The 20,471-nt window shown below is 64.0% G+C and carries 21 protein-coding genes; 2 read left to right on the top strand and 19 right to left on the bottom strand.

Annotated features, from left to right (window positions below):
• Window positions 1–44 precede the first annotated feature (44 nt).
• From ACWYRN_RS15820 to rpsP, 10 genes are all read right to left on the bottom strand, one after another.
• The gene (locus ACWYRN_RS15820; RefSeq protein WP_488688548.1) at window positions 45–2,867 is read right to left on the bottom strand and encodes a M16 family metallopeptidase; all 2,823 of its coding nucleotides are present in this window, start codon (window positions 2,865–2,867) and stop codon (window positions 45–47) included.
• A 9-nt stretch (window positions 2,868–2,876) separates the two neighbouring features.
• Complete coding sequence (locus tag ACWYRN_RS15815; protein ID WP_488688547.1) at window positions 2,877–3,098, bottom strand: hypothetical protein; 222 nt, start codon at window positions 3,096–3,098, stop codon at window positions 2,877–2,879.
• Window positions 3,095–3,544 carry a CBS domain-containing protein gene (locus ACWYRN_RS15810; protein WP_488688546.1) on the bottom strand — a complete coding sequence of 150 codons (450 nt, stop codon included), beginning with the start codon at window positions 3,542–3,544 and terminating at the stop codon, window positions 3,095–3,097. The genes ACWYRN_RS15815 and ACWYRN_RS15810 overlap by 4 nt, the downstream gene beginning before the upstream one ends.
• Before the next feature lie 79 nt (window positions 3,545–3,623).
• Window positions 3,624–3,974 carry a DUF3579 domain-containing protein gene (locus ACWYRN_RS15805; protein ID WP_488688545.1) on the bottom strand — a complete coding sequence of 117 codons (351 nt, stop codon included), beginning with the start codon at window positions 3,972–3,974 and terminating at the stop codon, window positions 3,624–3,626.
• Between the two features lie 169 nt (window positions 3,975–4,143).
• Window positions 4,144–5,103, bottom strand: a complete 960-nt coding sequence (locus ACWYRN_RS15800; RefSeq protein ID WP_488688544.1) for a CobD/CbiB family protein — start codon at window positions 5,101–5,103, stop codon at window positions 4,144–4,146.
• A gap of 124 nt (window positions 5,104–5,227) precedes the next feature.
• The gene (locus tag ACWYRN_RS15795) at window positions 5,228–5,899 is read right to left on the bottom strand and encodes a CoA pyrophosphatase (protein ID WP_488688543.1); all 672 of its coding nucleotides are present in this window, start codon (window positions 5,897–5,899) and stop codon (window positions 5,228–5,230) included.
• Between the two features lie 95 nt (window positions 5,900–5,994).
• Window positions 5,995–6,381: a 50S ribosomal protein L19 gene (gene rplS, locus ACWYRN_RS15790; RefSeq protein ID WP_229438425.1), complete on the bottom strand. Its 387-nt coding sequence runs from the start codon at window positions 6,379–6,381 to the stop codon at window positions 5,995–5,997.
• A 119-nt stretch (window positions 6,382–6,500) separates the two neighbouring features.
• Entirely contained in the window at window positions 6,501–7,259 is a 759-nt protein-coding gene (gene trmD, locus ACWYRN_RS15785; protein WP_488688542.1) for a tRNA (guanosine(37)-N1)-methyltransferase TrmD, read from the bottom strand.
• Window positions 7,260–7,285: 26 nt separating this feature from the next.
• The gene (gene rimM / locus ACWYRN_RS15780; RefSeq protein ID WP_488688541.1) at window positions 7,286–7,852 is read right to left on the bottom strand and encodes a ribosome maturation factor RimM; all 567 of its coding nucleotides are present in this window, start codon (window positions 7,850–7,852) and stop codon (window positions 7,286–7,288) included.
• A 16-nt stretch (window positions 7,853–7,868) separates the two neighbouring features.
• Window positions 7,869–8,117: a 30S ribosomal protein S16 gene (rpsP, locus tag ACWYRN_RS15775; RefSeq protein WP_182991427.1), complete on the bottom strand. Its 249-nt coding sequence runs from the start codon at window positions 8,115–8,117 to the stop codon at window positions 7,869–7,871.
• Window positions 8,118–8,379: 262 nt separating this feature from the next.
• Between rpsP and ACWYRN_RS15770 the strand changes: the two genes are divergently transcribed.
• Window positions 8,380–8,793 carry an NINE protein gene (locus ACWYRN_RS15770; protein WP_488688540.1) on the top strand — a complete coding sequence of 138 codons (414 nt, stop codon included), beginning with the start codon at window positions 8,380–8,382 and terminating at the stop codon, window positions 8,791–8,793.
• 19 nt (window positions 8,794–8,812) lie between these two features.
• On the opposite strand, the gene ACWYRN_RS15765 is transcribed toward ACWYRN_RS15770, so the two are convergent.
• The 9 genes from ACWYRN_RS15765 to ACWYRN_RS15725 all read right to left on the bottom strand — a co-directional run bounded on the left by ACWYRN_RS15765 (window position 8,813) and on the right by ACWYRN_RS15725 (window position 19,317).
• Window positions 8,813–9,457 (bottom strand): hypothetical protein, encoded by a 645-nt coding sequence (locus ACWYRN_RS15765; RefSeq protein WP_488688539.1) that lies wholly within the window; start codon window positions 9,455–9,457, stop codon window positions 8,813–8,815.
• A gap of 330 nt (window positions 9,458–9,787) precedes the next feature.
• Window positions 9,788–11,578, bottom strand: a complete 1,791-nt coding sequence (locus ACWYRN_RS15760) for an acyl-CoA dehydrogenase (RefSeq protein ID WP_488688538.1) — start codon at window positions 11,576–11,578, stop codon at window positions 9,788–9,790.
• A 195-nt stretch (window positions 11,579–11,773) separates the two neighbouring features.
• Window positions 11,774–12,706: an electron transfer flavoprotein subunit alpha/FixB family protein gene (locus ACWYRN_RS15755; protein ID WP_229438431.1), complete on the bottom strand. Its 933-nt coding sequence runs from the start codon at window positions 12,704–12,706 to the stop codon at window positions 11,774–11,776.
• A 14-nt stretch (window positions 12,707–12,720) separates the two neighbouring features.
• Entirely contained in the window at window positions 12,721–13,470 is a 750-nt protein-coding gene (locus ACWYRN_RS15750; RefSeq protein ID WP_488688537.1) for an electron transfer flavoprotein subunit beta/FixA family protein, read from the bottom strand.
• Window positions 13,471–13,689: 219 nt separating this feature from the next.
• Window positions 13,690–13,917, bottom strand: coding sequence for a sulfurtransferase TusA family protein (locus tag ACWYRN_RS15745; protein WP_290423782.1), 228 nt, complete (start codon window positions 13,915–13,917; stop codon window positions 13,690–13,692).
• A gap of 217 nt (window positions 13,918–14,134) precedes the next feature.
• Window positions 14,135–15,136 carry an OmpA family protein gene (locus ACWYRN_RS15740; protein ID WP_488688536.1) on the bottom strand — a complete coding sequence of 334 codons (1,002 nt, stop codon included), beginning with the start codon at window positions 15,134–15,136 and terminating at the stop codon, window positions 14,135–14,137.
• A gap of 165 nt (window positions 15,137–15,301) precedes the next feature.
• Window positions 15,302–17,914, bottom strand: coding sequence for an alanine--tRNA ligase (gene alaS, locus ACWYRN_RS15735; protein ID WP_488688535.1), 2,613 nt, complete (start codon window positions 17,912–17,914; stop codon window positions 15,302–15,304).
• Between the two features lie 306 nt (window positions 17,915–18,220).
• Complete coding sequence (gene ugpQ / locus ACWYRN_RS15730) at window positions 18,221–18,979, bottom strand: glycerophosphodiester phosphodiesterase (protein WP_488688534.1); 759 nt, start codon at window positions 18,977–18,979, stop codon at window positions 18,221–18,223.
• Window positions 18,976–19,317, bottom strand: coding sequence for a DUF1294 domain-containing protein (locus tag ACWYRN_RS15725; RefSeq protein ID WP_488688533.1), 342 nt, complete (start codon window positions 19,315–19,317; stop codon window positions 18,976–18,978). Before ACWYRN_RS15725 ends, ugpQ begins: the two co-directional genes overlap by 4 nt.
• Before the next feature lie 669 nt (window positions 19,318–19,986).
• Here ACWYRN_RS15725 and ACWYRN_RS15720 point away from each other — a divergent pair.
• Window positions 19,987–20,439 carry a DUF3597 domain-containing protein gene (locus ACWYRN_RS15720; RefSeq protein WP_488692825.1) on the top strand — a complete coding sequence of 151 codons (453 nt, stop codon included), beginning with the start codon at window positions 19,987–19,989 and terminating at the stop codon, window positions 20,437–20,439.
• Window positions 20,440–20,471 lie beyond the last annotated feature (32 nt).

Genomic DNA, 20,471 nt, shown 5'->3' with positions numbered 1-20,471 from the left:
AAGCCGTCCTTTGTTCAATCATGCGTCGGCGCGGCGCAACAGGTTCAAGGCGCCGGTTTCGCCTTCTGCTGGTCGCCGGCCATGACGACCGAGAGTTTCGCCGGGTCGATCGCCTTGCGGAAGGCGGCGTTCAGCTGCGCCAGCGTGACCGCCATCAGCTTCTCCTCGAACTGGCGCGACCATTCATAGGTGCGGTCGCGGAACAGGTAGGAGGTCCAGCCGGCGGCCAGGGCGCCATCGTCGGCGCGGGTCTGGATGCGGCTCTGCATCAGGCCGGATTTCGCGCCGTTCAGCTCGGCGGCCGTGAAGCCGTCCTTCAGCGCCCGCGCCAGTTCCTCGCGCACCGCGGCGTCGAGCCTGGCCAGGTTCTGCGGGGCGGCGATGGCGCTGATCGCGAAGCTGCCGGCACGGTCCAGGTCGCCGGCGTCGAGCTGGGAGCCGCCGCCGTAGGACAGGCCATCCTTCTGGCGGATGCGGTCCATCAGGCGCGAGCGCAGGCCGCCTTCGCCGAAGACGTAGTTGGCCAGCATCAGGGCCGGGTAATCCGGGTCGTCGATGTTCAGGTCCAGGTTCAGGCGCGCGATGTAGACGCCGTTTTCCTTGTCCGGCGTGTCCAGGGTCTTCTTCAGGGGCGCGATGTCATCGAAGCGGCGCAGCACCGGGGCCACGTTTTCCTGGGCGCGCCAGGCGCCGAAGAGTTCGTCGATTAGCGGCACCACGGCGGCGGCGTCGAAATCGCCGACAATGGCCAGCTCGGCCGGCACGCTGCCGTAGTAGCGGCGGTGGAAGTCGGCCAGGTCCTCGACCTTTGCCGCCTTCAGCTCGGCCATGTCTTCGTCAAATGTATTCGCATGGCGCACGTCGCCCTTCGGGTAGGTGTCGAAGTGCTCGGCCAGGGCGCGTGCGGCCACGGCCTGCGGCTCGCCGCGGCTCGCTTCCAGGCCGACCAGGGCCTGGTTCTGCAACTGCTCGAACTCGGCCTTCGGGAAGGCCGGTTCCTTCAGGACGTGCGCCACCAGGCGCAGGGCCTCGTGCAGGTGCGCGCGCGTGGTCTGGAAATGGTTCAGGCTGCCGGAAATCTTGAGACGGTCGAATTCGTCCGCCAATTGCTCGCGCGAGTAGCGGGTGGTGCCGCGCGCCAGCATGGCCCCGGTCAGTTCGGGAACCGCGCCGGTGCCGAACAAATTCTTTTCGTCGCCGATGTGCTGGCGCAGGTCGACGGTGACGGTCTCGCCGCGGTTCTTTTTCGGCAGCAAGGCCAGCTTGACGCCGCCGGCGCGTGTCAACTGCGTGCGCTTCATGATATTGGCCTGGGTCGGATCGAAGTCTTCCGATACCAGGGTCGACGCGCGCGGCGTGAACTTCTCCAGGATGCTGGCCACGCTCGGCGCCGGCGGAATGGTGGCGCGCTGCGGCGCATCCTCGGGGACGAAGGTGCCGGTAACGCGGTTGTCGCGCCGGAAATAGCGTTGCGCCACGTCGGCCACTTCCTGCGCGCTGATGCTCTTGATGCGCTCGCGCCCGGTGAAGAACAGGCGCCAGTCGCCCAGCGCGATGGTTTCCGAGAGCGCCACCCCTACCTGCTGCGGGTCGTTCAGGCTGCGCTCCATCTGGTTTTCGTAGAGGCGGCGCACGCGCGCCATTTCTTCTTCGGTGGGCGGCTTGGCGGCAAAGGTTTCCACCGCCTCGGTCAGGGCGGCGCGCACCGGCTCGATCGGCTCTCCCTTCTTGACCACGGCGCCGATCATCTGCAGGCCCGGCGCATAACCGGTCTGGCCATAGCTGAACACCTGGCTCGCCTTGCCGGTCTCGACCAGCTGCTTGTGCAGGCGCCCGGTCGGCACGTCGCCCAGGATGGACGAGGCAAAGGCCATCACGTCGCTGTCGTCGTGGATGGCGGACGGCACCTTGTAGCCCAGCATCACGAGCTGGACGTCGCCCTGGCGCCGTACGGCAAAGCTGCGCTCGCCGTCCTGCTGGGGCTCGACGGTCCAGAACGCCGGCAAGCTGCGCTTCGGCTTCGGGATGACGCCGAACAGGCGGTTGATCCTGGCCAGGGTGGCGTCCGGGTCGAACTTGCCGGCCACCAGCAGCACCGCATTGTCCGGCTGGTAATAGGTGCGGTAAAACGCTTGCAGGTTGGCGATGCGCACGTTTTCGATGTCGCTGCGGTTGCCGATGGTGGCGCGGCCATAGCTGTGCCAGTCGTAGGCCACGCTTTCCATGCGCTTGACCAGCACGCTCGAGGGCGAATTCTCGCCGCTCTCGTACTCGTTGCGCACCACGGTCATTTCCGACTCCAGGTCTTTCTGGGCGATGAAGGAGCCGGTCATGCGGTCCGCTTCCATCTGCAGCGCCCAGTCCAGGTTGTCGTTCGAGGCCTGGAACACTTCGTAGTAATTGGTGCGGTCGAGCGAGGTGGTGCCGTTGAAGTCCATGCCGCGGTCGGCGAACTGGCGCGTGATGTCGCGGTTCTTGCGCGACCCCTTGAACATCAGGTGTTCGAGCAGGTGGGCCATGCCGGTTTCGCCGTAGTTCTCGTGGCGCGAGCCGACCAGGTAGGTGACGTTGACCGTGACGGTGGGACGCGAGGCGTCCGGGAACAGCAGGACCTTCAGGCCGTTGGCCAGGCGGTATTCGGTGATGCCTTCGACCGAGGGGCCGAGCGTGACGCCCTTCGGCAGCGGCCTGGCGGGCGCGGCGGGAGCGGCGGGAGCAGCAGGAGCGGCGGGAGGGGCGGCGGCGGCAGGAGCGGCAGGAGGGGCGGCGGCGGCAGGAGCGGCAGGAGCAGCGGCGGCGGCGAGGAAGGCAAAGGCGCCGGCGATCAGGTGCGCGGGCAGGCGGCGCTGGTAACTCGTCGAATTCATGAAGTCCTGTCAAAGGTGCGTCGCGGCGAACGCGCATGCGCCGCCAACGCGGCGCGCCAGCGGCGATGGTAACAGATGGCCGGGTGAATAGATGCCTGCACGCACTATTGCGGTGCGGGTGGGGAGATGCGGGCGCTGCGGATGCGGGCAATGCGGCGGCAAGCGCTGCAGCGACAGGACATTGGCGCCGGCGCCGGCGCCGCCAGCATCGCGCGCCGGAATGCGGGTCAATGCCGCGCGCGCTTTTCGTGGGCCTGGCCACTGGCGCTGATGCGCGACAGGTCGCCCATTTCCTCGGCCAGGAATTCGAGCAGGTCGTCAACGCTGACGATACCCGTCAAGCCGCCCGCGCCGTTGACGACCGGCACGCGGCGGATACCGCGCAGGCGCATGTGCTCGATGGTTTCGTAGACGTCGTCGTCTTCGCGGCAGGTGAGCAAATCGTCGCTCATGATGTCGTCGACCTGCAGGCCGGCGGGATCGAGGCCGAGGGCAATGACGGAAACGACGATGTCGCGGTCGGTGACGATGCCGACCGGCACCGCCTGGCCGTCGGCCCCGTCGATGACGATCAAATCGCCCACATGGTGCTTGCGCATCAGGAGCGCCGCGCCCTGCACGGTTTCGTCGCGCGTGCAGGTGACGGTCTGGATGGTGCAGATTTCGCCGATGTTCATGATGATGCCCTCCCTTCTGCGGTCACGCTAATGCAGGAGAGTGGGCGCGGTTTGAGCTAGCTCAAACCGCCAGCGGAACTTATTTGGCCTGTTGGTCGCCCGGCAGGTCGACGAAGCAGGCGTCGACGACTTGCAAGTCGTTGTCCTTGGCGAAATTCACGACGAAGTGGTAAGCCAGCGGTTCGGCTTTCTGCAGCTTGTTGTCGACGACAACGGCCTTGACGCCGTTCACCACGGTCGGGTGGACGTAGGGGGAAAACTGCAGGTGGGCGTGGCGGCCGCCGCTGCCTTCGGGACGGAAACAGGACATGACGCCGCACAGGCGCTCCGCCCAGTCGCTGGGGCGGAACTGCTTGCCTTTATTCGTCAGTCCCAGGATGAAGAACTCGCCATTCGCGCTTTCGCTCCCGGTGTGCGGTAACTCTGCCATAGTGCTGCTTGCTGATACAAGAATACTGCGTGGAGGAGACAACGGCAGTATTATATCTTATAGAAGACCTGCGGACGAGTCCTGTCTCCGGACTTTAGCCTTGCTGGCGGTAACCAACGCCAACTTCAGGCCATTCGACCATATCTGCACGCAAGTCGCGATCTGCTTCCTAGCCCAGCCAGACCACGCTGGACAGCAGGAGCAACAGGATCATCCATAGTATCAGAGCGCGCCAGACCAGGCCCACGGTGCTTTGCAGTGCGCGCAGGTTCGGTTCCTCGCCGGGCAGGACGTCGGTCTCGGCTTCGCTCAGGTCGACCATGGCGGCGTCGGCCGGCAACAGCTGCGGCGCGTTCTCGAACGGGGTGCCGAGGCGCACGCCCATGGCGCCGCCGCCGGCGGCCAGGATGATGCCGCGCGATTCGTCGGCCCAGCGGCTGGCGAAATTGCGCCAAGCATAGATGGCGTCCTCGAAGTTGCCGACCACGGCAAAGGCAATCGCCGTCAGGCGCACCGGAATCCAGTCGATCCAGTAGAAAGCCCTGGCGGCGAACTGGCCAAAGGCTTCGTTGCGCATGTGCTCGGGCTCGTTCCAGGCGCGCGCCAGGTACTCCGAGACGCGGTACAGCACGGCGCAGGCCGGGCCGGCCGGCATCAGGAACCAGAAGAACACGCCGAACACGCTGCGGTGGGTGGTGATCAGGGATTTTTCGACGGCGATGCGGGCGATTTCCTGGGCATCCATGCCCACCGTATCGATGCGCGCCCATTCGGCCAGCAAGGTACGGGCGGTGGGTTCGTCGCCCTGGTTCAGGGCCAGCTGGATCGAGGTGAAGTAATGGCTGTAGTGGCGGAAACCCAGGGTCAGGTAGACCACCGCCACATTCCAGGCAAAGGCCAGGAACACGAAACCATAGTAGACGAGGACCCAGTAGACGATGGCGACCGGCACCACCAGCACCAGCATCATCAATATCCATCCCATGCGGCCGTTCTTCGGCTCGCCGGCATTGAACCAGCCTTCGATGCGCATCGCGAGCGTCTTGATGCCGCCGTAGACCTGGTTATCCGCGCGCAAAGGCTTCAGTTGCTCGATCAGCAAGGCGCACAGAATGGAAAAAAATGTCATGCAAATCCTTCTTTTGTTATGGCAATACTACGCTGCCCGCTACGATAGCGCAGTCGCCCGCCATAATCAAATGCCGGGATACGATCTTCATTGCGCCTTAAGTCTGGCGCTGGCCGGCTCCCCCTCAGGCGCGCAGGAAATGGAAGAGATTGCGCAGCATGCCGGCGGTGGCGCCCCAGATGAAGAAGCGCTCGTAGGGCATGGCGTAGAAGCTGCGCCGCCCCGCCCCTTCCGGCAGGTCGAAGGACATGCGCTGGTGATGGGCGCCGTTCATCAGGAAGGCAAGCGGCACCTCGAAGATCTCGGCCACTTCGCCCGGGTCGGCAGTCAGGTCGAAAGGCGGCGTCACCAGCGCCACTACCGGACGCACGCGGTAGGCGCTGGCGGTAATGTATTCGGGCAGCACGCCGACGATCTGCACGTGGCGCCGGTGCAGGCCGATTTCTTCTTCGGATTCGCGCAGCGCCGTTTCGATCGGCGAGGAATCGTATTCCTCGGCGCGGCCGCCCGGGAAGCTGATCTGGCCTGCGTGGCTGCTGAGGTGGTCGGTACGCTGGGTCAGCAGCACGGTCAGGCCTGCGGGACGATCGATCAGCGGCACCAGCACCGAGGCGCGGCGCAGTTTGAATCCCGGCTGGAACGGCATTTCCTCGGTGGCTTCGGGATCCCAGGCGCGCAGGGTCTCGGCGAAGCGCGCGCGCAGGCGGGCGGCGGTCAGCAGCGCCGGATCGACGGGCGCTTCGCCGGCAATGGCGTCTACCGGCAAGCGGGTGGGATCGAGATGCGGCTTTACCAAAAGGTTTCCTCCGGCCAGATTTCCTCCAGCCAACACGACGGACAGATAAAGAAAAAGGCATCCCGAAGGATGCCTTTTTCATTCCACAGATGCTATTACTCAGCAGCGGTGGTAGCGGCGACGCGGCGCTGCGGCAGTTTCTCTTTGATACGTGCCGATTTGCCCGAACGCTCGCGCAGGTAGTACAGCTTCGCACGACGAACGTCGCCGCGGCGCTTGACTTCGATCGATGCGATCAGCGGGGAGTACAGCTGGAACGTACGTTCCACGCCTTCGCCCGACGAGATCTTGCGAACGATGAAGTTCGAGTTCAGGCCACGGTTACGGCGCGAGATGACGACGCCTTCGTATGCCTGGGCGCGCTTGCGGTTGCCTTCGACGACGTTGACGTTGACGATCACGGTGTCGCCAGGTGCGAAATCAGGAATGGCACGGCCGAGGCGCGCGATTTCTTCCTGTTCGAGTTGCTGAATCAGATTCATGCTTATGACTCCAAAAACCATCTTGCTGGCGCTGTACTTGTTGCCCAGTAGAGGATGGGGTTGAACACACGGGCAACATGCCCGGGTGCTGCGCACCAATATCGGTGCATTTTTCCAGCCTAGCCCTCTTGCGAAAGCGTGGCCAAAAACTTTTCGTCGGCGGGCGTCAAGCGCCCTGCCTTCCTGGCGGCGTCGAGCAATTCGGGCCGCTTCTTCAGTGTCGCTTCCAGCATGCGCTGGCGGCGCCACTTGGTAATTTCAGCATGGTTGCCGCCCATGAGCACTGGCGGCACAGCCACGTCTTCGTAGACTTCCGGACGCGTGTAATGCGGCGAGTCGAGCAAGCCGTTAACGAAGCTGTCTTCGACCGCCGAGGCATCGTCGCCCAGCACGCCGGGCAAGAGCCGCACCACCGCATCCATCAATGCCATCGCCGGCAACTCGCCACCCGACAGCACGAAGTCGCCAAGAGAAATTTCCTCATCGACGACACGGTCCAGCAGGCGCTGGTCCACGGCTTCGTAGCGGCCGCACAGGATGACGAGACCGGGCTCGTCCTTCAGGGCCACCACGCGTTCGTGGGTCAGCGGTTTGCCTTGCGGCGACATGAATACCACGCGCGGCGACGGCAGGCCACGCTCGACCTGGCGCGCCTTGGCCGCATTGATCGTCGCCTCGAGCGGCTTGGCCAGCATCACCATCCCGGGGCCGCCGCCATACGGGCGGTCATCCACGGTGCGGTGGCGGTCCGTCGTGAAATCGCGCGGATTCCACAAGGTCAGGCCCCAGCGTTCCTGCTCGAAAGCGCGCCGGGTCACACCCGACTGCGTCAATGCGGCAAACATCTCGGGAAACAAGCTCACGACGTCAAACTGCATCGGGACCTCGCTTCGAATTGGAGGGATCAGAAATCAAGACCCCAGTCCAGGGTAATCTGTTTTGCCTTGAGGTCGACGGTCTTCACGAACTGGTCCACGAAGGGCACCAGGCGCTCAGGCGTTTTTTCGGTACTGGCCGGATCTTGCACGGGCTCGATGCGCAAAATGGATTGCGCGCCGTTGCTCATCATGTCGGTCACCTTGCCGAGGGCTTCGCCCTGCAGGTTCACCGCATCCATGCCGATCAGGTCGGACCAGTAATACTCGTCTTCCTCGAGTTCGGGAAATGCGCCGCGCGATACATGGACGGCTGCGCCTTTCAGCGCCTCCGCCAGGTTGCGATCGCTCATCCCGACCAGGGTGGCGACCACGTCGCCGCCATGCATCTTTGCGGTCCGTACGGTGACGGACTGCGGGGCCGACTTGTCAGCCGACTTGTCGAGCCACCAGGTTTTGACGTTCAGCAGCGCATCGGCGTCCGTCGAGAACGGCGTGACGCGGATGGCGCCGGCAATGCCATAGGCGCCGGAAACATACCCGACCTGGGTCAGGTCGTCGGGGGCTTGCGCCCCGCTTGCTGCTGAAGCGGTCAAACCAGGCTTACCTTACTTAGGCAGCCGGGGTCTGCTGAGCGACCAGGCGAGCAACGGTTGGCGACAGTTGTGCGCCAACGCCTTGCCAGTAGGCCAGACGGTCCGCGGTGATCTTCAGGCCGACTTCAGCGCCCGAAGCCATCGGGTTGTAGAAGCCGATGCGCTCGATGAAACGGCCGTCGCGACGGTTACGCGAGTCGGTTGCAACGATGTTGAAGAACGGGCGCTTTTTTGCGCCGCCACGAGCCAAACGGATAACGACCATAATAATTCCAAAAAGTTGTACTGGACGGAGAAAGCCGACGATTATAGCGCGCAATGCCGCACAGCGGCAAGCGATATGAGAACAGGGCGCGCGGTCCCGGCCGAATTGCGCATTATGGCCGATTTTGCGCCGCGCCGCTACCCATCCAACTCGCTCGTTGTGGTGGCATATACAACTCGATACATGGCATTTACATAAAATGTGATGCTTTTAAAACATTTTTGAACGATACTTGCGCCTTTATTTAACACATATCGAGCGCATGCCTTTCAAGAACAAGACACTGGCCACCGCATTGGCACTGTCCCTGGGCGGACTGGGTGCGCACCGTTTCTACCTGCATGGCGGCGTGGACCGGATCGGCATCCTGCACGCCTGCAGCCTGCCCGTCGCGGGCCTGCTGTACAGCCAGACCGATGGCGGCGTCGATCTGTTCTACGCCATGCTGCCGCTGCTCGTGTCCTGTATCGCCGGCTTCATTGCTGCGCTGGTCATCGGCTTGATGCCGGACGAGAAATGGGATGCGCGCTTCAACGCCGGCGCCGGCAGGCAAACGCAGTCGAACTGGATACTGGCGGTGCTGCTGGTGGCGACGCTGATGGTGGGCGCGACCGTGCTGATCGCCACGATCTCGCGCCTGTTCGACCTGATGTACACCGGCGGCGCCTACGGCTGACTGCCCTTCCCTCGCTGCGCTAGATTCCGCTCGGCCAGCGGTACTTCGGCAGCGTGGCAGGCGGCGTGCCGCTGACGATCACGATTTCGCGGTGCGCGGCCAGTTCGATGTCGCCGGGGTCTCCAGTGTAGGGCGTCAGCACTTCCTTGTCGATTACATAGAAACGGATCGGCCCCGGCAGCCCGGCCGTGCCGCTTGCCAGCAGCGGCTGGCGCCATAGCGCAAACAGTTGCCCCAGCGTGAACTTCTTCGGCACATTCGTCTCGATGTGGATGGTGCCGGTAACGTCGTGCGTGTGCAGTTCGTAGGCGCAGCCGCTGCGGCCTATGTTGTCGGGCAAGCCCTGGCGCACGCCATCCTTGTAGATCGAGACCAGGGCGTGGATGTGGTAGTCCTCGTTGACCAGGCAGCCGACGCCGGCCACCGGCTGGCCGCTGCCGCTCCAGGCGGGCCAGCCCTGGGGGCTGTTGATGGTGCCGGCGACCAGGTCGGTGTAGGTGGCGGCCAGGGACACCGGCGGCGGCAGCGGCGCGGGTGGCGGTGGCGGCTGGGTGGTGGTCGGTGGCGGGTCATCATGGCCGCCCCCGCCGCCACAGGCGGACAGCAGGGACAGGAAAGCGGCCAGTGCCAGGCACAGGCCGGATCGGACAGTGGCGAATCGCATATCGGCTCCCGGATGAGCCCGCCACATGACGGGCTGGGTTGGTGGATGAGTCGATGGTACGGACGCGGCTGTAGTGCTTCGTTTAAGCCAGATCAAGCTCGGCGGTGGTGCAGGACGGGGCGTAGTTCGTAGGGTGGGCACTTGTGCCCACGCTGTAGTGCACATGCAAGTCGAAACATGCCCACGCCAGCGTCAGCGCCGTTAGAGATGCCGCATCGACGCATGCGATGAGACCGCGTGGACACAGGTGCCCTGCGCGGCCCGGTCCACCCTACAAAGTCATAAAAAAAGCGGCCCGCAGGCCGCTTCCGGTCATACTGATACCGACGATCAGAACTGCTCGACGTCCAGCGCCAGCACGCCCGCACTGCCTTCGACGATCGCCGAACGCAGGCCCTGCGCACCAGACAGGATGTGATCCGCAAAGAAGCGCGCGGTGGCGATCTTCGCGCGCAGGAAAGCGGCATCGCCCTCGCCCGCTTCCAGCTTCTTCTGCGCTACCAGCGCCGCACGCCCCATCTGCCAGCCGCCCAGCACGATGCCGGCCAGCTTCAGGTAGAGCACGGAACCGGCGAATACGCCCTTGATGTTCGGCTTGACGTTGGCCACCACGAAGTCGACCACCTCTTCCAGCGCCGCCACACCCAGGCCCAGCTGCTTGCTGATCGCAGCAAAGTCTTCGCCCTGCAGCTCGGCGAGCGCCGCCTGGGTTTCGCGTACCTGGTCGATGATGGCTTTCGCCACAGCGCCGCCGTCACGCGCGGTCTTGCGGCCGACCAGGTCGTTCGCCTGGATCGCGGTCGTGCCTTCGTAGATGGTCAGGATCTTGGCGTCGCGGTAGTGCTGCGCTGCGCCGGTTTCCTCGATGAAGCCCATGCCGCCGTGCACCTGCACGCCATCGCGCGCCACGTTTTCGCTCATTTCGGTCGACCAGCCCTTGATGACCGGCACCAGGTACTCGTATACCGCCAGGTTGGCGCGGCGCGTGGTCTCGTCCGGGTGGTAGTGGGCTACGTCGGAAATGCCGGCGCCAACGTAGGCCAGCGCCCGCGCAGCCTCGGTCTGGGCGCGCATCGACATCAGCATGCGGCGCACGTCCGGGTGGTTGATGATGGCCACCGGGCCGCTTGATCCCGCCAGGTCGCGCGACTGCACGCGCTCCTTGGCAAATGCCACTGCCTGCTGGTAGGCGCGCTCGGCCAGGCCGATGCCCTGCAGGCCGACGCCGAAGCGGGCTGCGTTCATCATGATGAACATGTATTCCAGGCCGCGGTTTTCCTCGCCGACCAGGGTGCCGATGGCGCCGCCGTTGTCGCCGAACTGCAGCACGGCGGTCGGGCTGGCCTTGATGCCGAGCTTGTGCTCGATCGACACGCAGTGGGCGTCGTTGCGTGCGCCCGGCGAGCCGTCTTCGTTGATCATGAACTTCGGCACGATGAACAGCGAAATCCCCTTCACGCCCGGGGGCGCGTCCGGCGTACGCGCCAGGACCAGGTGGATGATGTTCTCGGCCATGTCGTGCTCACCATAGGTGATGTAGATCTTGGTGCCGAAAATCTTGTAGGTGCCGTCGCCCTGCGGCACGGCGCGGGTGCGCACGGCGGCCAGGTCCGAACCGGCCTGCGGCTCGGTCAGGTTCATGGTGCCGGTCCACTTGCCCGAGATCAGCGGCTCGAGGAAGCGCGCCTTTTGCTCTTCCGAGCCGGCGGTCAGCAGCGCCTCGATGGCGCCGTCGGTCAGCAGGGCCACCAGCGCGAACGAGATCGAGGCCGCGTTCAGCATCTCGGTGCACGGGGTCGATACCAGCTTCGGCAAGCCCTGGCCGCCGAATTCGCTCGGGTGCTGCACGCCCTGCCAGCCGGATTCGGCAAAGGCCTGGAAGGCCACCTTGAAGCCGGCGGCGGTGGTCACCTGGCCGTCGTGCCAGAAGCTCGGCTCCTTGTCGCTCGGGTGGTTCAGCGGGGCGATGACTTCGCCGCAGAACTTCGCGTTCTCTTCCAGTACCGCTTCCACGGTGTCGATGGTCGCGTCTTCGCAGCCGGGCAGCTGGGAAACGACGTTCAGGCCGGCCAGTTCGTTCATGACGAACAGCATGTCTTTGATCGGGGCTTGGTAGCTCACGATATCTCCTCGGAATGGATGTAATTCAGGCCACGGTAGCCGGGCAAATTGCCGGACCAGCGTGGCCTGTATGTCGTTCTTGCATGGCTGGCGGGATCGACAACGTAGGGTGGGTCGGTCCGCGTACGGCTTGAACCCACCTGTCACGGTTACGTCGATGCGCGCGAATGGTGGGTTCGAGAACCCACCCTACGATTAGCCGAGCTCTTGCACCAGCTGCGGAATCACTTCGAACAGGTCACCGACCAGGCCGTAGTCGGCCACCGAGAAGATCGGTGCTTCCGGGTCCTTGTTGATGGCGACGATGGTCTTCGAGTCCTTCATGCCGGCCAAGTGCTGGATCGCGCCCGAGATACCGACGGCGATGTACAGCGACGGGGCGACGATCTTGCCGGTCTGGCCAACCTGCCAGTCGTTCGGCACGTAGCCGGCGTCGACCGCGGCGCGCGACGCACCCATGGCCGCGCCCAGCTTGTCGGCCAGCGGCTCGAGCAGCTTGAAGTTGTCGCCCGAGCCCATGCCGCGGCCACCGGAGACGATGATCTTGGCAGCGGTCAGTTCCGGACGGTCCGATTTCGCCAGCTCGCGGCCAACGAAACTGGACTTGCCGAAGTCGGCAGCGGCGGCGATGTTCTCGACGGCAGCCGAGCCGCCGGTGGCAGCGGCGGCGTCGAAGCCGGTGCCGCGCACGGTGATGACTTTCACGCTGTCGCTCGACTGCACGGTGGCGATCGCGTTACCGGCGTAGATCGGACGCTCGAAGGTGTCCGGGGAGTCGACCTTGGTGATTTCCGAGATCTGGGCCACGTCCAGCTTGGCGGCGACGCGCGGCAGGATGTTCTTGCCGTAGGCGGTGGCCGGAGCCAGGATGTGCGAGTACGAACCGGCGATCGCCAGGATCTGCTCGGCCACGTTTTCGGCCAGGCCGTCGGCGAAGTAGGCCGCGTCGGCGACCAGCACTTTCGAGACGCCGGCGATCTGCGCGGCGGCTTCGGCGGCGGCGCCGCAGTTCGAGCCGGCGACCAGCACGTGTACGTCGCCGCCGCACTGGGCGGCCGCGGTCACGGTGTGGTGGGTTGCGCCCTTCAGGGAGCCATTGTCGTGTTCAGCAATTACGAGTGCGACCATGATGTGTCCTATATTTAGATGACTTTGGCTTCAGTGCGCAGTTTCTGCACCAGGGTGGCGACGTCCGGCACCTTCACGCCGGCCGAACGCTTGGCCGGCTCGACCACTTTCAGGGTCTTCAGGCGCGGCGCGACGTCGACGCCCAGGTCTTCCGGCTTGACGGTTTCCAGCGGCTTTTTCTTCGCCTTCATGATGTTCGGCAGCGTCACGTAGCGCGGCTCGTTCAGGCGCAGGTCGGTGGTGACGATGGCAGGCAGGCTCAGGGCCACGGTTTCCAGGCCGCCGTCGACTTCGCGGGTCACGGTGACCTTGCCGTCTTCCAGCACGACTTTCGATGCAAAGGTCGCCTGTGGCCAGCCCAGCAGGGCTGCCAGCATCTGGCCGGTCTGGTTCGAGTCGTCGTCGATGGCTTGCTTGCCCAGGATGATCAGCTGCGGCTGCTCTTTGTCGGCCAGCGCCTTCATGATCTTGGCCACGGCCAGCGGCTCGGTGTCGCCGGCGGTTTCCACCAGGATGCCGCGGTCGGCGCCGATCGCCATGCCGGTGCGCAGGGTTTCCTGGCACTGCGGCACACCGACGGACACGGCCACCACCTCGGTGACCTTGCCGGCTTCCTTCAAACGGGTCGCTTCTTCGAGTGCGATCTCGTCGAACGGGTTCATCGACATTTTGACGTTGGCGATATCGACGCCGCTGCCGTCGGACTTGACGCGGACCTTGACGTTATAGTCGACCACGCGTTTGACGGGTACCAGGACTTTCATAGGTGTGCCTTTGAAAAATTGAAGAGGTAGACTTGGCTAAAGTGGCCTAGATTATAAGAGATAAACTGCCGCCAAACCGGATTAAAGCACGATCGTGCGATTTTTGGCTAGAGTGAATCTTCGAAATCGTGCTCAACGACTGAAATTCCGTGAAATCAGGAGGAACGGACGGGGCCAGGAAGCCGCCCCGCCGGGTTGGCGCCGCGTGCGCCGACAGGTTTATTTGCGGCGCATCAGGAAGGTGAATTCGCCGTTTTCGGCGGTGTGGGCCAGCAAGGCATTGCCGGTCTGCTTGGCAAATGCCTGGAAGTCACGCACGGAGCCGGTGTCGGTGGCCACGATGCGCAGGACTTGCCCGCTCTCCATTTCGGCCAGCGCCTTCTTGGCTTTCAGGATGGGCAAGGGACAGTTCAGTCCGCGCGCATCCAGGTCTTTCTGGAACTCCATGGTGTCAATGTCGATAGTGGTGTCGCTCATCGCTCGCCTGCTAGGTGGTGGTACTGAAATCGCATACTACTCCAATTCGCGCAGTATGACGCAGCGCACCAAAATAGTCACACATTGTTGCAGGGGTACAACCGAAGTGTAAAAGTGACGCGAACGCTTGCACTGCCGTGCAACATGTGCTCATCAATAAGCACTACGGCAGTGCAAACCGCTTCACTTACTGTTCGACGAGTTCGACGCGGCGGTTCTTCTGGCGGCCGTCTTCGGCACGGTTCGACGCCAGCGGCGCGTAGGCGGCCAGCCCCTTGGCCGAAAGGCGCTTCGGGTCGATCTTGTAGCCCTCGGCCAGGGCCTTGACCACGGCATCGGCGCGCTGCTGCGAGAGCGCCAGGTTCTGGGCCGGCACGCCCTGGTTATCGGTATGGCCGACCACGAACACCTTCATTTTGGGTTCCTGCTGCAGCATCTTGGCCATCTCGGCCAGCGCCGGCTTCGAATCCGGCTTCAGCTCGGCCTTGCCGGTGTCGAAATAGACGCCATAGACCGCTACCCTACCCTCGTTGACGATGCCCTTGGCCATCTCGGCCGCACTCAGGTTGGCGGTGACCTTGCCGGTTTCCATGGGCTTGCCTTCGACGATCTCCAGGTAGAGGCCGCCATCTTGGTTCTTCACCGGCGCGAAGACAAACACACCGACGTGCAGCGCCGAGCCGTCCGGCCGCGTGCCGCCAGCGAGCAGGAAGCGCATGTCACTGCGGCCGTCGATGAACGGCGCGTAGGTTCCGCTCCCCTGTACAAACCCATCGCTCAGGCGGCGCTCATACCAGAACACACCGAACTTTTGGCCGCAGGCGTCCTTGGCACAGGTGAACAGGGTCTTCAAGCCGGCCCGCTCAAGCGCGCTTTGGTAGTTGCGCAATACCTCGAGCGACGAGCGCTCGCGTGGGAAATTGTAGGCAATGCGCGTCACCTTGCCTTCGAGCTGCACTGTCTTGTCATGCGCCGCAAGGCCATCCTTGGTGATGTAATGCTTGCCGGCCGGGAGCATGGTTTCATCGAATTGCTTGACATCGTAGCCCACCAGCTTGGCGCCCTCGAAGCGCGACAGCAGCGGATGGTCCTTGCCTCCCTTGACTGTGTCGGTCGCCGGCATCATGGACCAGGCCAGCGAGCTGGTTGCGGCAAGCAGGAGTACGCCGATGAGTCGAAACATGCGCATGTTCATTTCCGTCCATATGAAATAAACAACGGATTGTATGGACGAGCTCGCGGGGCTGCAATGCCTAGTTACCATGCATAAAGCAATCGTGCGCAGCGCGAACGGGCGAAAAAAAACGCCGCATGGAGCGGCGTTTTTGGATACAGCGTGTGCTGGAGCGATACCTTACGCGGCGCGTTCGCCCACCCAGCCCACAACGCCGGCCAGCGCCTGCGGCAGGCCAGCCGGATCGGTACCACCGGCTTGCGCCATGTCCGGACGGCCGCCGCCCTTGCCGCCCACCTGCTGGGCCACGAAGTTGACCAGCTCGCCGGCTTTTACTTTACCGGTGGCGTCCTTGGTCACGCCCGCGATCAGGCTGACCTTGCCGTCGATCACGCTGGCCAGCACGATGGCGGCGGTGCCCAGCTTGTCCTTCAGCTTGTCCATGGCTTCGCGCAGGGTGGCAACGTCGGCGCCTTCCATCGTTGCGGCCAGCACCTTGATGCCGTTCACATCGACCGCCTGGTTCAGCAGTTCGTCGCCCTGGCCGGCAGCCAGTTTCGACTTCAGCGCCGCGACTTCCTTCTCCAGCACTTTGACCTGATCCTGCACCTGGGCGATGCGCGACGGCAGCTCGTCCGGGCCGGTCTTCAGGGCCGAGGCGGCGGCCAGCAGCTTGGCATTGGTCGCCTGCACCCAGGCCAGGGCGCCCTCGCCGGTCACCGCTTCGATACGGCGGATACCGGCTGCGACGCCGCCTTCCGACACGATCTTGAACAGGCCGATGTCGCCGGTACGGGTCACGTGGACGCCGCCGCACAGCTCTTTCGAGGAACCGATGTCGAGCACGCGCACTTCGTCGCCGTACTTCTCGCCGAACAGGGCCATGGCGCCATGCTTCACGGCGTCGTCAAAGCTCATGTGCTGGGCCAGGGTCGCGTGGTTTTCCAGGATCTCGCGGTTGACGATCTGCTCGACCTGGGCGATCTGTTCCTGCGTGACTGGCGCGTTGTGGCTGAAGTCGAAGCGGGTCTTGTCCGGATCGACCAGCGAGCCCTTCTGCTGCACGTGGCCGCCCAGCACTTCGCGCAGGGCCTTGTGCATCAGGTGGGTCGCCGAGTGGTTGCGGATGGTGCGCGCACGCTTGGCCTGGTCCACTTGTGCATCGACGGTGTCGCCGACCTTCAGCGAACCCGAACGCAGCACGCCGTGGTGGCCGAACACATCGGCCTGGATCTTCAGGGTGTCTTCGACTTCGAACTGGCCCGCGCCGGAGGCGATCGTGCCGTGGTCACCGACCTGGCCGCCCGATTCCGCGTAGAACGGCGTGGTGTCGAGGACGACGATGCCTTCCTGGCCTTCCTTCAGTTCCTGCACCGACACGCCTTCGCTGTACAGCGCCAGCACGTGGGTGTTGTGCACCAGGGATTCGTAGCCGACGAACTTGGTCTTGTCGCCCGCATACTCGACCTTGGCAGCCATCTTGAACTTGCCGGCGGCGCGCGCGGTTTTCTTCTGCTGCTCCATGGCGGCATTGAAACCTTCTTCGTCGAGCGTGACGTTACGCTCGCGGCAGATGTCGGCGGTCAGGTCCAGCGGGAAACCGTAGGTGTCGTACAGGGTGAAGGCGGTGCCGCCGTCGAGCTTTTGCGGATCCTTGGCCAGCTGGGCTTCCAGGATCTTCATGCCGTTTTCCAGGGTCTCGCCGAAACGCTCTTCCTCGGCCTTCAGCACCTGGGCCACGCGCTCTTTCGCTTCGGTCAGTTCCGGATACGCCGAGCCCATCTCGATGTCGAGGTCTTGCACCAGCTTGTAGAAGAACGGACGGGTCTGGCCCAGCTTGTGGCCGTGACGCAGCGCGCGACGGATGATGCGGCGCAGGACGTAGCCGTGGCCTTCGCTGCTCGGGATGATGCCGTCGACGATCAGGAAGGAAGCGGCGCGGATGTGGTCCGCGATCACTTTCAGCGAATTATTGTTCAGGTCGCTCGCGCCGGTTTCGCGGGCAGCCGCCTTGATCAGGTTCTGGAACAGGTCGATCTCGTAGTTGCTGTGCACGTGCTGCAGCACCGCGGCCAGGCGTTCCATGCCCATGCCGGTGTCGATCGACGGCTTCGGCAGCGGGGTCAACACGCCCGATTCGTCGCGGTTGAACTGCATGAACACCAGGTTCCAGATTTCGATGAAGCGGTCGCCGTCTTCTTCCGGCGAGCCCGGAGGACCGCCCCAGATGTCGGCGCCGTGGTCGTAGAACACTTCGGTGCACGGACCGCAAGGGCCGGTGTCGGCCATCTGCCAGAAGTTGTCCGACGCGTAGCGCGCGCCCTTGTTGTCGCCGATGCGGATGATGCGCTCTGTCGGCACACCGATCTCGTTGGCCCAGATGTCGTAGGCTTCATCGTCCTCGAAGTAGACGGTGACGGTCAGCTTCTCGGCCGGCAGCTGATAAACTTTTGTTAGCAGTTCCCAACAAAAGTTGATCGCGTCGCGCTTGAAGTAATCGCCGAAGCTGAAGTTGCCCAGCATTTCGAAGAAGGTGTGGTGACGCGCGGTGTAGCCGACGTTTTCCAGGTCGTTGTGCTTGCCGCCGGCGCGCACGCAGCGCTGCACGGTGGTGGCGCGCTTGTAGGGGCGCGAATCGAGGCCCAGGAAGACGTCCTTGAACTGCACCATTCCGCTGTTGGTCAACAACATGGTCGGATCGTTGCCCGGCACGAGCGGGCTGGACCGTACGATCGTATGGCCCTTGGACTCAAAGAACTTGAGGAACTTTTCGCGAATTTCGGAAGATTTCATGTTGGCGGATGCGGAAAGAGAGCAGTACGGTATATAAAGGAAACGATTATATCAGTCACCCGTGACTTATTTGCATGGTGTGCAAGGCGGGGGTTTCGTCACCGCGAGTCCGCGGCAATGTCCGTAGGGTGGGCTCTCGAGCCCACGCGGATTGAAGATACCGATAACAGTGCAGGCAACAGCCCCATTTGCGTGTGCAAGCCTTTTTTCTCAAATGGCGCCGATGATCAGCCGGTGAGACCGCGTGGGCTCGAGAGCCCACCCTACAACATCCCGCATTTCGCGCACCCAGTCCAGGTGCCAGCGTTACATGAAATCCGCCCCGATCAGGTCGATGCGGTCGGTACAAAGAGCATCGACTCCCCACCCAAAGAGTTCCCTGGCACGCGCCGGCTCATTCACGGTATAGCAAAACAGCGCCAACCCCGCCTCCTTCACCGCCCGCGCCAGCTCGGCCGTCAAATGCCGATGATTCGTATGCACCGCCACCGCCTCCACGGCCTGCACCCGCCGCTCCCAATCCGGCGGCAGCTCGCTCATCAGCAAGGCGCGCGGCACCTCGGGCGCCACCTCCCTTGCCGCCTCCAGCGCCAGCTCGCTGAACGACGACAGCAGCGGCGCCACATCCCACCTCCCCGCCGCTATCTCATCGGCAAACATCCCGGCAGCAATGCGCGCCACTGCCCCGCCGGTCTCGATGTCAAACCCCGGCGCCGGCTTGATCTCCATGTTCATCCACACGGCTTGCGCCTTGCAGAATCCCGCATACTCGACGAACAGCGGCACCGGCTCGCCATCGAACGCCCGCCCGAACCAGCTGCCCGCATCCATCGCCGCCAGCTCCAACGCATTGTAATCGAACACATTCCCCGACCCGGCCACCGTGCGCCCGAGATAGGGATCGTGCATCACCACCGCCACCCCATCGCGCGCCAGCATGACGTCGTACTCGATGGCGCGAAAGCCGCGCCGCATGCCTTCCAGCAGCCCGGCCATGGTGTTTTCCGGCGCCAGCGTGCCGCCGCCGCGGTGGGCCAGTATGCGCTCTGGATAGGTCCAGCTCATGCGCCCGCCATCCGCCAGGACAAGTACGCAAAACCCGCCACGTTCAGCGCCACCGTCACCCAGAACATCGCCTGAAAAGACCGCTTCGCCGACTTGTGGCGCAGCCATTGCTGGGCCAACAGCCCGCCCGGCCAGCCGCCCACCAGCCCAAGCAGCAGCAGGGTCCGCTCGGGCGTACGCCAGCCGCCCTTGCGCGCCGCCGACTTGTCGATGGCGTAGGCAACGAAGCAGCTCAGGCTGGTAACGGCATAGGCCCCCGCCACCAGCGGCGGCAAGTCCCAGGCCAGGGTCGCGCCCGCATACAAGACGGCAAAGGCAAGGAGAGGAAGATAAGGCATGCAGTCAGCTTAGCGCGGGCAGCAGGTAATTACCAGCAGGCAGCAACTGGCGGATTTTGTCTGTTATAGGTTCGTCAGCGTACCGAAAACCGGTGCTCAACCGTCCTACACTCTTCCTTCAACGTCAATGAAGCAGGAGGACACATGGGTTTTGATTTAGGGAATTTGCTCGGGCAATACCTGGGCGGCGGCGCGAATACCGCGCAGGCATCGGACGACTTCGACCGCGCAGCGCAATCGGCGCCGCGCGATACCCTCGCGCAGGGCCTGGCCCAGGCATTGCGCTCGGACCAGACGCCACCTTTCCCGCAGATGCTGGCCCAGATGTTCGGCAATAGCAATCCGGACCAGCGCGCAGGCATGCTGAACCAATTGATCGCCGGCGCCGGCCCCGGCCTGCTGGGCAAGCTGGGCGGGCTGTTCGGCGGTAACGGCGGCAAAGTGACGCCGGAACAGGCTTCGCAAGTCTCGGAGCAGCAGATCAAGGACATCGCCGAACAGGCGCAGAAGGAAAACCCGGGCATCCTCGACCGCATGGGCGAGTTCTATGCCGAACACCCGACCGCGGTCAAGGCGATCGGCGCCACGGCGCTGGCCGTCGCACTCGGCGCCATGGCGCAGGGCATCCAGCGCCGCAATTCAACTTCGACACCCGAAAAGGAGAACAACGTGGGCATCCTGAGCAATATCTTCCATAAGATCTTCCCGCAGAAGTCGGCCCCGGCGCCGGCACAGCAGCAGAACGCGCCAGCCGCCGCGCCAGCGCCGGCCCCGGCCGCCCCTGCCCAGCCTGCTGGGCAGGCCGCACCGAACCCGGCGCCGACCGCTCCGGCCGCAGCCGCCCCGGCCTCGACCCTGAACCAGCAGGTCGACGTGGAGGAAATCCTGAATGCCAAGCTGAAGGCCTCGGGCCAGCAGCTGAATTGGCGTACCTCGATCGTCGACCTGATGAAGCTGCTCGACCTCGACTCCAGCCTGGCCGCGCGCAAGGAACTGGCCGCCGAGCTGCACTACAGCGGCGACACGAGCGATTCGGCCTCGATGAACATCTGGCTGCACAAGCAGGTCATGAAGAAGCTGGCCGAAAACGGCGGCAAGGTGCCGGCCGACCTGCAGGATTAAGCGCCTGACGGGATAAGGGAGCGACTGGCGGC

The sequence above is a fragment of the Massilia sp. BAP21 genome, assembly GCF_057801335.1.
This window is presented reverse-complemented; position numbering and strand designations above follow the sequence as displayed.

What these genes read in the sequence shown, in the direction of transcription:
- trmD (WP_488688542.1), bottom strand. Translation starts at nt 7,259, where the DNA reads ATGCAGTTTGACGTCGTGAGCTTGTTTCCCGAGATGTTTGCCGCATTG.
- ACWYRN_RS15740 (WP_488688536.1), bottom strand. Translation starts at nt 15,136, where the DNA reads ATGCGCATGTTTCGACTCATCGGCGTACTCCTGCTTGCCGCAACCAGC.
- rplS (WP_229438425.1), bottom strand. Translation starts at nt 6,381, where the DNA reads ATGAATCTGATTCAGCAACTCGAACAGGAAGAAATCGCGCGCCTCGGC.
- ACWYRN_RS15810 (WP_488688546.1), bottom strand. Translation starts at nt 3,544, where the DNA reads ATGAACATCGGCGAAATCTGCACCATCCAGACCGTCACCTGCACGCGC.
- ACWYRN_RS15745 (WP_290423782.1), bottom strand. Translation starts at nt 13,917, where the DNA reads ATGGAGTTCCAGAAAGACCTGGATGCGCGCGGACTGAACTGTCCCTTG.
- ACWYRN_RS15725 (WP_488688533.1), bottom strand. Translation starts at nt 19,317, where the DNA reads ATGCCTTATCTTCCTCTCCTTGCCTTTGCCGTCTTGTATGCGGGCGCG.
- ACWYRN_RS15755 (WP_229438431.1), bottom strand. Translation starts at nt 12,706, where the DNA reads ATGGTCGCACTCGTAATTGCTGAACACGACAATGGCTCCCTGAAGGGC.
- ACWYRN_RS15765 (WP_488688539.1), bottom strand. Translation starts at nt 9,457, where the DNA reads ATGCGATTCGCCACTGTCCGATCCGGCCTGTGCCTGGCACTGGCCGCT.
- rpsP (WP_182991427.1), bottom strand. Translation starts at nt 8,117, where the DNA reads ATGGTCGTTATCCGTTTGGCTCGTGGCGGCGCAAAAAAGCGCCCGTTC.
- ugpQ (WP_488688534.1), bottom strand. Translation starts at nt 18,979, where the DNA reads ATGAGCTGGACCTATCCAGAGCGCATACTGGCCCACCGCGGCGGCGGC.
- ACWYRN_RS15750 (WP_488688537.1), bottom strand. Translation starts at nt 13,470, where the DNA reads ATGAAAGTCCTGGTACCCGTCAAACGCGTGGTCGACTATAACGTCAAG.
- alaS (WP_488688535.1), bottom strand. Translation starts at nt 17,914, where the DNA reads ATGAAATCTTCCGAAATTCGCGAAAAGTTCCTCAAGTTCTTTGAGTCC.
- ACWYRN_RS15800 (WP_488688544.1), bottom strand. Translation starts at nt 5,103, where the DNA reads ATGACATTTTTTTCCATTCTGTGCGCCTTGCTGATCGAGCAACTGAAG.
- ACWYRN_RS15805 (WP_488688545.1), bottom strand. Translation starts at nt 3,974, where the DNA reads ATGGCAGAGTTACCGCACACCGGGAGCGAAAGCGCGAATGGCGAGTTC.
- ACWYRN_RS15770 (WP_488688540.1), top strand. Translation starts at nt 8,380, where the DNA reads ATGCCTTTCAAGAACAAGACACTGGCCACCGCATTGGCACTGTCCCTG.
- ACWYRN_RS15820 (WP_488688548.1), bottom strand. Translation starts at nt 2,867, where the DNA reads ATGAATTCGACGAGTTACCAGCGCCGCCTGCCCGCGCACCTGATCGCC.